We start from the raw sequence: 9132 nt of genomic DNA on the forward strand, positions 1-9132 counted from the left end.
GTATGAAAGTTTGTGCAAAGTTCAACATTTGTTATTCGTATGAACATTAGTGCTAAAAATCCCCGCCATCGCAAAGCCGCAAACCGTTGTAAGCAAGCCTAGAGAACGACATTACTCCGAAAAAACAGACATCTGAAAAACGAACTTTGACATCTTGAAAAGAACTTACGGACTGACTTTGGCGACACACATTCCGACCCGAATGTTTTAAAAATTTTTCCCACCGCACATTTTAAAAAATAATTTTAACCAGCCGCACAATGGCACATTTGCAAAACCGCACAAGCCGACACACGACCCAAGTTTTGCAAAAGAGCCAATTTCCCAACGCTCAAAAAAAAGAATAAAAATTTAATTCACTTTCAAAAAAGTGTTTTATATTTGTCAAATATTGACAAGTCTAAATTAACAAGTCGAATGAAAACCAGTTTTGGAGAATATATCAGGAAATTAAGGACAGAGAACGGTATGACTTTAACACAGTTAGCCGCTCAACTAGAATTGGACTCAGCTAATTTGAGCAAGATTGAGAACGGAAAAAGAGAGTTTGACGAAAAACGACTTGAAAAACTTGCAATAGTTTTCAGTCTAAAACTTGACGACATCAAAACAGAATTTTTCAGCGACCTTTTCGCCAAAAAGATTTACGAAAATAATTGCTCAATGGAAACGCTGATGGTAGCAGAGGAAAAGGTAAATTACCTTAAAAGCAAAAATGTAAAACAAGGAGAAATAAAGTTTAACACGAATGAGTAAAGTGAAACCGACAGTCATAGATTTATTTTGCGGTTGCGGAGGGCTTTCGTATGGCTTTATTGAGGCTGGTTATAACGTTGTACTTGGTATTGACCATTGGCAAGATGCCATAAAAACCTTTGAACACAATCACAAAGGCTCAACAGGTTTAGTTGCAGACCTTTTTAACGAAACACCAATAGAAATAAGTAAAAAGACAGGAATAAAAAAAGCTGATATAATTATTGGAGGTCCACCTTGTCAAGGATTTTCAATTGCAGGAAAAAGAATTGTAGATGACGAAAGAAACAAGCTCTATAAATCATTTGTGAGTTTTGTGGAGTTTTACAAACCGCAAGTTTTCCTAATGGAAAACGTGCCAAACATTGTTTCAATGGGCAAAGGTGTAGTAAAAGACAACATCATTGAAGATTTTGAAAAATTGGGTTACAATGTAGTTTACAAAGTGCTTTTGGCTTCGGAATTTGGCGTTCCCCAAAACAGGAGAAGAGCTTTTTTTATAGGAACAAAAGGAAAAGAAAATTTCAAATTCCCTGAAATTAAAAAACTTGAATTTGTTTCATCAAGTGAAGCAATTTCTGATTTACCCGAAAAGTCAATTTCAGACGGAGCGAAATATCCACTAAAAGCAAAATCTGAATTTCAAGAAAAAATTCGTGAAGGCTCAAAAGGTTTGTTTAATCACGAAATTACAAACCACAATGACCAAACAATTGAAATTATTTCTATGGTTCCTGATGGTGGTAATTACAAAAACTTACCCGAACATCTTCACAAAACACGAAATGTAAATATTGCTTGGACTAGGCTAAACAGTAAAAAACCAAGTTTCACAATAGATACAGGGCACCGACATCATTTCCATTATAAATTTAATCGTGTGCCAACAGTTCGAGAAAGTGCAAGGATTCAATCATTTCCTGACACTTTCATTTTTTTAGGAAGCAAAACAAGTCAATATAAACAAGTTGGTAACGCTGTTCCTCCCCTATTGGCAGAGGTATTAGCAAAATCATTGAAAAAATATTTATGAGTAAACAACAGAAATATAAAATTCCTGACGAATACTTTTTTCGTTTGCATCACGTAAGACCACGTTTTAAAAATGATGTTGAAGAAGTTTTACTTTATGTGGCAACCTCTATTTCTGAAATGGAAGTATTGCCCGAAAAAGAGTTTAATGCAATTTTAAACAATGTACTTTATGGGTTTAAGAAAAATGCTTCTTCGACTCAAAAAACTATTGATAATTGGAGAACTGAAATTTCAGCCCTTTTTGCTTTTATACAAGAAGAAAATAAACATCTTCAACCAAGCAAAATGGCAATCAGACTAGCAAACAATCAATATTTGGACGAGTTCTTTAATTACTTCCTTTACTCATTCCAATATCCAGGCGGACACATTAAATCCCACAACATTATTAAGCAAATTGAAGCAGGTGTAAAATTTAAACCTTGCAATTTTATTTTGCAGTTATTAATTGAAGGCGAAAAACTCACAGGAAAGCCATTTAGCATTACCGCAGAGGAATTAACTCAATGTGCTTACTTTGATTTGAGAGTTACACGAGACGGAAAACATCCAAAAGATGTTGCTAAAATGATTCTCAAACACAGAGCTGATAAAATTGAATATGACCACCATTACGACCAATTAATAAACGAAAAAACGGGAGCATATCCTTCAAATGGTGATGTTTGCAGATATGCAGGTGATATTTTGGATTATATGGTTTTAGCAAACCTTCTGCAACACAAAGGAACTGGTTATTACTACTACATAAATACCGAAAACAAAGAAGCGATTGATTATCATTTGAGAAATGCCGTTTGGTTTAACCAATACTACAGATTTTATACACAACAAGAAATTTCAAATTCTGAAATTTCAGCAGTTGAAGAAACTTGGTTTTCTTTTGTTAATCAGTTTGATGGTATAGAAGCCTTTGCTCCACACCTTGACCAAGCAGAGCAAGAGAATATTTCTGCACTAATTCAAGAATATTATTCTCGAATGACTGGCGATAGAAAAGTGCCAACAAAAATCATTGGAGATTATGGAGAAAGTTTGATTTTGGCTCACGAATATTTGAGAACAAAAGAAAAATCAAACAGACAACATTTGATAAATAAAATCCCTACTCCGCTTGGGGTTGGTTACGATATTCAAAGTGTTGAATTAGAAAAAAAGAAACGCTATATCGAAGTAAAAACTACAAAATCAAGAAAAGCCATTAACAACAATCGCTTTAAACTTACACCAAACGAATGGGACACAGCCGAAACAATGGGCGATAATTATTTCATTTATTACTTAGTAGTAAATGATGATACCAAAAACATATTTATGATTCAAAACCCTGTTAAACAATATGAACAAGGTAATTTGAAAGTTGATAAAAATTTAGTTGTTGAATTTTCTAAAACATCAGGACAATGGGAAAAGCTATTAGAAATAAGAAACTAAAAGTAACTTCATTATTCTGCGGATGCGGAGGAATGGATTTAGGAATTCAAGGAGACTTTAATTTCCTTGGAAAACACTTTGCTGAATTGCCGTATGAAGTTGTATATGCAGCCGATAATGACAGTTATGCAACCGCCATTTATAACAGCAATTTTGAGCATAAATGTGAAACCAAAGATGTTAGAGATATTGAGCCGAATAAAATTCCTGACCACGATATTTTACTTGGTGGTTTTCCTTGTCAATCATTTTCAATAAGTGCTCAAAATCCGCCACGACTTGGCTACAAAGACGATAGAGGAAAACTGTTTTTTGAAATGGTTAATGTTTTAAAAGAAAAAAAACCTCGTTTTTTTATTGGCGAAAATGTAAAAGGTCTTTTATCAGCAAACAAAGGACAGGCATTTCCAATGATTGTAAAAGAATTTGAAAAAGCAGGATATTACATTCATCACAAACTTTTAAATGCTTCTGAATTTGGTGTGCCACAAAAGCGAGAAAGAGTGTTTATTGTTGGATTCAGAGAATTTGATGATTATTTCAATTTTCGATTTCCGCAACCCAATACACTCAATGGCTCAAAAGTTAAACTAAAACAAGTGATTGACACCAAAGCAGACCTTGATGATAAATGGTTTTTCAGTCAAAGAGCAGTTGACGGAATGCTTCGAGTTCGTGAAAAAATGAATAAAGGTAGAGTTCAAGATTTGGAGCAACCTTGTAACACCATTAGTTCACATTTGGCAAAAGTTAGTTTAAACGGAACAGACCCCGTTTTAATGGTTGACGGAAAATACAGAAGATTTACACCGAGAGAAGCGGCAAATATTCAATCATTCCCTGAATCATTCAATTTAGATGTGGTTTCAGAAAACAGACAATATCGAGCAATCGGAAATGCAGTTCCACCAGTTTTGATGTGGCACGTTGCTAACGCTTTGGTAAAATGTTGTACGGTTGAAAAACCAAAGGAAGTAAAAGAGAAAAAAGAAGAACTTTTAAATCAAGAGATATGAACAGACAATCAGTAGAATCCTCAAACCTCGCATCTATTGGATATGATGCAGAAAACGAAGTTCTTGAAATAGAATTTAACCACGGTGGTGTTTATCAATATTTTGATGTTCCCGAAAATGTTTATGAAGAATTGATGAATGCAGATTCACACGGTCAATATTTTGACAGAAATATTAAAAAGGCAGGATATCAGTTTCAAAAAATGTAATTATGGAAAAATACTTAAATCGAAGTGGAAATTCACCAATAAGCCATTACCAAATTAATGCCGATAGTCTTACTGTTTGGTTTAAGGGTAATCCCAAAGCATATACTTATCCTGAATATTTAACTGGTAGCAGTCATATGGCACAACTCAAATCAAATGCACAAAGAGGGAAAGGTTTAAGTGCTTATATAAATAAAAATGTAAGGGATAAATTTATTTAATATGGAAACAGCAAATTTCAGAAAAACTCTTATCGATATTGCTCAGAAAGATTCTGTTGAAAGAGTAGTATCAAAAATAATAGCTTTTTATTACCCTCGTCTTGATTTAAAGGACAAAAGCACCTTTTTCGATAGTTTAATGAGTTTGCTTAATGTTTCTGATAAACAAGACTTTGATTTTAGAAAATTAGAAGAAGACATTGAAGCCAATCAAAGTATCGTAAATCCAGATACATATAAAAACAAGGACTACCGAATAAAAAATATCGAAATTTCAAATCTTAGAGGAATACCTTCACTTCAAGAAAGCGAAAACATTCCATTTGGCATCAACTTAATTGATGATGAAATTTGTCATAATGCTATCGTTTTAGCTAATAATGGCACAGGAAAATCCTCTCTTTTTGCAGGTTTAGAAATGATTTTTGCCAATGAAATTGGAGAAAAAAAATTAAGAACTAAAAAAAATAATATAAGCGAAAGTGAGTTTTTGGACTACTTAAAAAGATTTCCTCTTTTAGGAAAACCTAACTGCAAAATTGAAACTTTTGAAGGTGAATACACCTTGGATAATAAAATTTTTTCCAAAGATTACATTGAAATATTTAACCCTATAAGCCACTTTATTACTGAATATGATATAATTGAAAACGGTAGGATTGATTACGAAACATCAGATCAAAAATTAGATTATTCTTTTCATAACATAATTGCAAAAGCATTAGGGTTAAATGAGTTTTTAGACCTATTGGCAATTACTGAACAAATACCAACTTATTCAAGACGAAAAGAATTGAATCAACTAAATAAACTATCTACTGAAATCAAAGCGAATGAGGAAACTAAAAAAAATAGGCTTGCCTTAATTCAGTCAAAGCAAATTGAACTAGATGAATTTAAAAAGGGGGAAGACATAAAACCAAATTCAATAAATAAAATTGAAGTAATAAACGAACTCAAGAAAACTATTGAAGAATCATCCGTAAGGAACTTAGATTCATCAAAACTGAAAGAAGATATTGAGGAATTTCAAAAATCATTTCAAGAATACATTTCAATTTCAGGTATTAAAGATATTAATATTGAAAAAGGATTTCTAGAACAAGGCTTAAGTTTATCTGAAAATAAAGATGATTGTCCATTTTGCCAAGATTCAAAAAGGACAATTGAGGAAATAAAGGGAAGTGTTAAATTAAGAATAGATAACCTTAAAAAACACGAAGAAACTGAAAGAAAAATAAAACTTGCATACAGAAACCTATCAAATAATTTATTTGATTCATTAATATCTTTAAAGCAATTGAGTGAAATACTTTTTAATCAACGCTCGATATTATCTAAACAAACGAGTTTGGATAATTTAATAAACAAAGAAGGTGAATTGATGATGTTATTAACCCCTCATTTACTTGATGATGAATTATTTGATTATTTAAAACAATTATCTGACAAACAATTCCCTGCAGATAATGAATTTAGTAAACTTTCAATTTTTTTGATTGACAACAAAGAACTCATTTGTGAATTTATACCATCGAAAATAGACGAAATTAATTTTTTCATTAAAGATAGAGCAGAACAGATTCAAAAAGTCATTGAAACATTAAGTGATACTTCTGATTTGACTATCAACGAAAAAATCAAAGCACTTGAAAAAGAAATAAATGAAAATAAAGCATCCATACCAAATATTGAAAAAGCAATCAAAGATTTGGAATTGCAATTAAAATCAGCGGATGTACAAGTTCAAAATTTTAAAAGAATTAAAGAAGAGATTAAATTCTTCAATTTAAAACTTATTGAAGAAAAGGACAGAATCGTTACTAGTTACTTTAAATCAATTAAGGAAGTTGTCGAAGAAATAATGAATGATTTCATTGACGAAAAAGAGTCCATAAACTTAGTACTAAGTTTAGAAAAAATTGACAGAAATATTGATGGTGAAATATTTCAAACAGAAGTAATAATGGCGAAAATTGTTCAGAAAAATGGTAAATCTACAACTCCCGATATTTATTTCAATACCTTTCGATACAAAGTATTTTGTTTAATGATTAGCTTGAGTATTGCTCTATCAACACGAATGAGATACAAAGTAAATTTACCATTAGTAATGGATGACTTATTTTTTGCGAGTGATTTTATTAGTAAAAATTCATTTTCAATATTCTTACAAAAAATTATTGGACTATTCTATAAATACACACCCGATATGCCTCTTCAATTTATATTATTCTCACACGATGATTTAATTTTTAGAAGTGCATTAGATGCAATTGATGAATTCAACTTGAAAAGCACTGACATAGATTATTGTGCCGAAAATAAAATCAATCTAAACAAAAAGACATTATTAGCAAGGATGTTCAGCCTAGAGGATAAAGATATGCCTGAAACAATGAATGATGGAACTAAATATTGGAACCTAATTTATACTCTTCCAAAAGAAATAAAAATATTTAACTAACTATGAGTTCAAAGGAAAAAATAAATTTTGATTTGCAATCCAAAATATTTGTTGGGTTTGCTTTCTGTTTTGTATGTCTTTTTACATTTTTTTGGTGGCAAAGCACCGACAATCTAAATTCATATAAGGTTGAAAAGGATAAGCAATATAATCATTTAGTCAAAATAAAAACCAACCTGATTGATGTTGACAAAATTGAGCAAAAGGACTCATTAATGGTACTTAATAAGGAAGCTATAATAGAAATAAATAATAACCTGAATTTATTAGCCGAAGAAATTTTTAATGAAAGAAATAGAGCTGAAAGTATAATTGATAAAGATATTGATAGGTTAAATTTATATATGGCAGTTGGGATTGGCTTTATGACGCTTTTTGGCATATTTGTTCCTATCTTGGTTAATCTACTTAGTGTTAATGATTTAAGGGAAAAATTAAAAGAAATGCCACCTAAAGAAACTATTGATTCATTGATATCTAATACTAAAATAGCCTTAGAAAAAAGTGAAGCAATAGATACCGTAAAGGAAACTTTAAAAAATATACAAGTCGACCTGAATAAACTAAACCCAGAAATTTCAACTATAACTCTTCAAATAGCCATCAATAGACTTTTTAATTTAAGTCCATCTGCAATTACAAAGATTTCTAGAAATGGGGATTTTACGCTCTATTCGAGTTTGTTTGAGAACATAAAACAAGAACTAAACAAATGTAATTTAAATCAGGAACACAAAATACATAGCAGTACTTCGTTTCGTGATACATTAAATGATTTTTCAGAAATGTTAGTGAATGAAAAAACACAGTTCAACACATTTTTAGACAGTCGTAAAATTCTTGATAACTATACTAATTTATCCGCAAGTTTGAAGCAATTATCAAATTCAACCATTGAAAATGAAACTGAGAACTATCAAAAAGTATGCAGTCAAATAGAAAACTTAATAGAACAGATTAAAAATGCTTAAAATAAATCAACAACTCAAACGAATAGAAATCAAGGAATTTGAAATCGAAAATCAAATCGTTTTCAATTACTTTGATAATCTTCCTGCAAACGAACGAGATGAAAAATTGCTAAGAGCAATTTACATTGGTGTGTTGGCTTTAATGGAAGATAGAATTTCTTCTTTTCTATCAAAAACATCCAATGAGTTGGGAACAGAACTCGAAAGCTTGAAAATGATTTTTGAAATGAAGAAAGAACTTTTCTATAAATCAACCATCAAAGGCGTTTTAGCAGAAGATGAAATTGCAGAGTTTTTAAACCAATATTTTGCAGACAAAAAACTAAAAGATAGAGCGTTTTTAACGGGTAATACAGCAGGGAATTTACCGAATAACAAAACGGGTGATATTATTTGTGAAGTAAATGGTTCGCCTGATTTGAAAATAGCTATTGAATGCAAGTTTGACAAAAGTGTTCGTTTAGGAGACATTGAAAGCAAAGATGTTTTTACTCGAAAATCTGATACTGCTTGGAGTCAGCTAATTGAGGCACAAGCTAACAGAGACAGTAAAGTAAGTTTGATTGTTTTTGACATTTCCTTAGTAGAAAACTCCATTCTTAAGAATTTTGAAAATGTAGGGTACATTCCTGGTGTTGGTTTTGTTGCAATTATAAATTCTCAAAAAGGAGATTACAGCAATTTGGCTATTGCGTATATGTTAGCGAGAGACATTGCTTTAAACGCAAAAGAAATCGAACTCGACAAAGACATATTAGCAATGATGGTAAACCGAATCATCAAAGACATCAACGAAGTATTGACAATAAAATCTTTGGTTCAAAACAACATTGAAAACAACAAAGCAATTTTGAAACAATTGGAAAAATCCATTCTTTTAATGGAGTTCAACCAAGAATATTTAAAACGCTTTTTAAGTCAAGGAACATTAACCAAGAAAGACTTGCTAGGCTTCTATTCTGGAGAAGATGTAAAAGACAAGTATCGTTTAATTGAAAAGGAAATTAATGAACTATAGAGAGG

At 31.3% G+C, this 9132-nt stretch carries 9 protein-coding genes; all 9 read left to right on the plus strand.

Going from position 1 to position 9132, the window contains the following annotated elements; translation table 11 throughout:
- Positions 1 to 417 precede the first annotated feature (417 nt).
- The 9 genes from M9892_09730 to M9892_09770 are packed head-to-tail and all read left to right on the plus strand — an operon-like array spanning position 418 to position 9127.
- Positions 418 to 756, plus strand: a complete 339-nt coding sequence (locus M9892_09730; protein MCO5254629.1) for a helix-turn-helix domain-containing protein — start codon at positions 418 to 420, stop codon at positions 754 to 756.
- Positions 749 to 1789: a DNA cytosine methyltransferase gene (locus tag M9892_09735; GenBank protein ID MCO5254630.1), complete on the plus strand. Its 1041-nt coding sequence runs from the start codon at positions 749 to 751 to the stop codon at positions 1787 to 1789. The genes M9892_09730 and M9892_09735 overlap by 8 nt, the downstream gene beginning before the upstream one ends.
- Complete coding sequence (locus M9892_09740; GenBank protein ID MCO5254631.1) at positions 1786 to 3225, plus strand: DUF3883 domain-containing protein; 1440 nt, start codon at positions 1786 to 1788, stop codon at positions 3223 to 3225. Before M9892_09735 ends, M9892_09740 begins: the two co-directional genes overlap by 4 nt.
- Positions 3195 to 4241, plus strand: a complete 1047-nt coding sequence (locus M9892_09745; GenBank protein MCO5254632.1) for a DNA cytosine methyltransferase — start codon at positions 3195 to 3197, stop codon at positions 4239 to 4241. Before M9892_09740 ends, M9892_09745 begins: the two co-directional genes overlap by 31 nt.
- Positions 4238 to 4450 (plus strand): KTSC domain-containing protein, encoded by a 213-nt coding sequence (locus M9892_09750; protein MCO5254633.1) that lies wholly within the window; start codon positions 4238 to 4240, stop codon positions 4448 to 4450. Before M9892_09745 ends, M9892_09750 begins: the two co-directional genes overlap by 4 nt.
- Before the next feature lie 2 nt (positions 4451 to 4452).
- Positions 4453 to 4671 (plus strand): hypothetical protein, encoded by a 219-nt coding sequence (locus M9892_09755; GenBank protein ID MCO5254634.1) that lies wholly within the window; start codon positions 4453 to 4455, stop codon positions 4669 to 4671.
- A 1-nt stretch (position 4672) separates the two neighbouring features.
- The gene (locus tag M9892_09760) at positions 4673 to 7138 is read left to right on the plus strand and encodes a hypothetical protein (GenBank protein ID MCO5254635.1); all 2466 of its coding nucleotides are present in this window, start codon (positions 4673 to 4675) and stop codon (positions 7136 to 7138) included.
- A gap of 2 nt (positions 7139 to 7140) precedes the next feature.
- Entirely contained in the window at positions 7141 to 8109 is a 969-nt protein-coding gene (locus M9892_09765) for a hypothetical protein (protein ID MCO5254636.1), read from the plus strand.
- Positions 8102 to 9127, plus strand: a complete 1026-nt coding sequence (locus tag M9892_09770) for a hypothetical protein (protein ID MCO5254637.1) — start codon at positions 8102 to 8104, stop codon at positions 9125 to 9127. Before M9892_09765 ends, M9892_09770 begins: the two co-directional genes overlap by 8 nt.
- Positions 9128 to 9132 lie beyond the last annotated feature (5 nt).

The organism is Bacteroidota bacterium (assembly GCA_023957335.1).
Classification (GTDB): domain Bacteria; phylum Bacteroidota; class Bacteroidia; order NS11-12g; family UBA955; genus JALOAG01.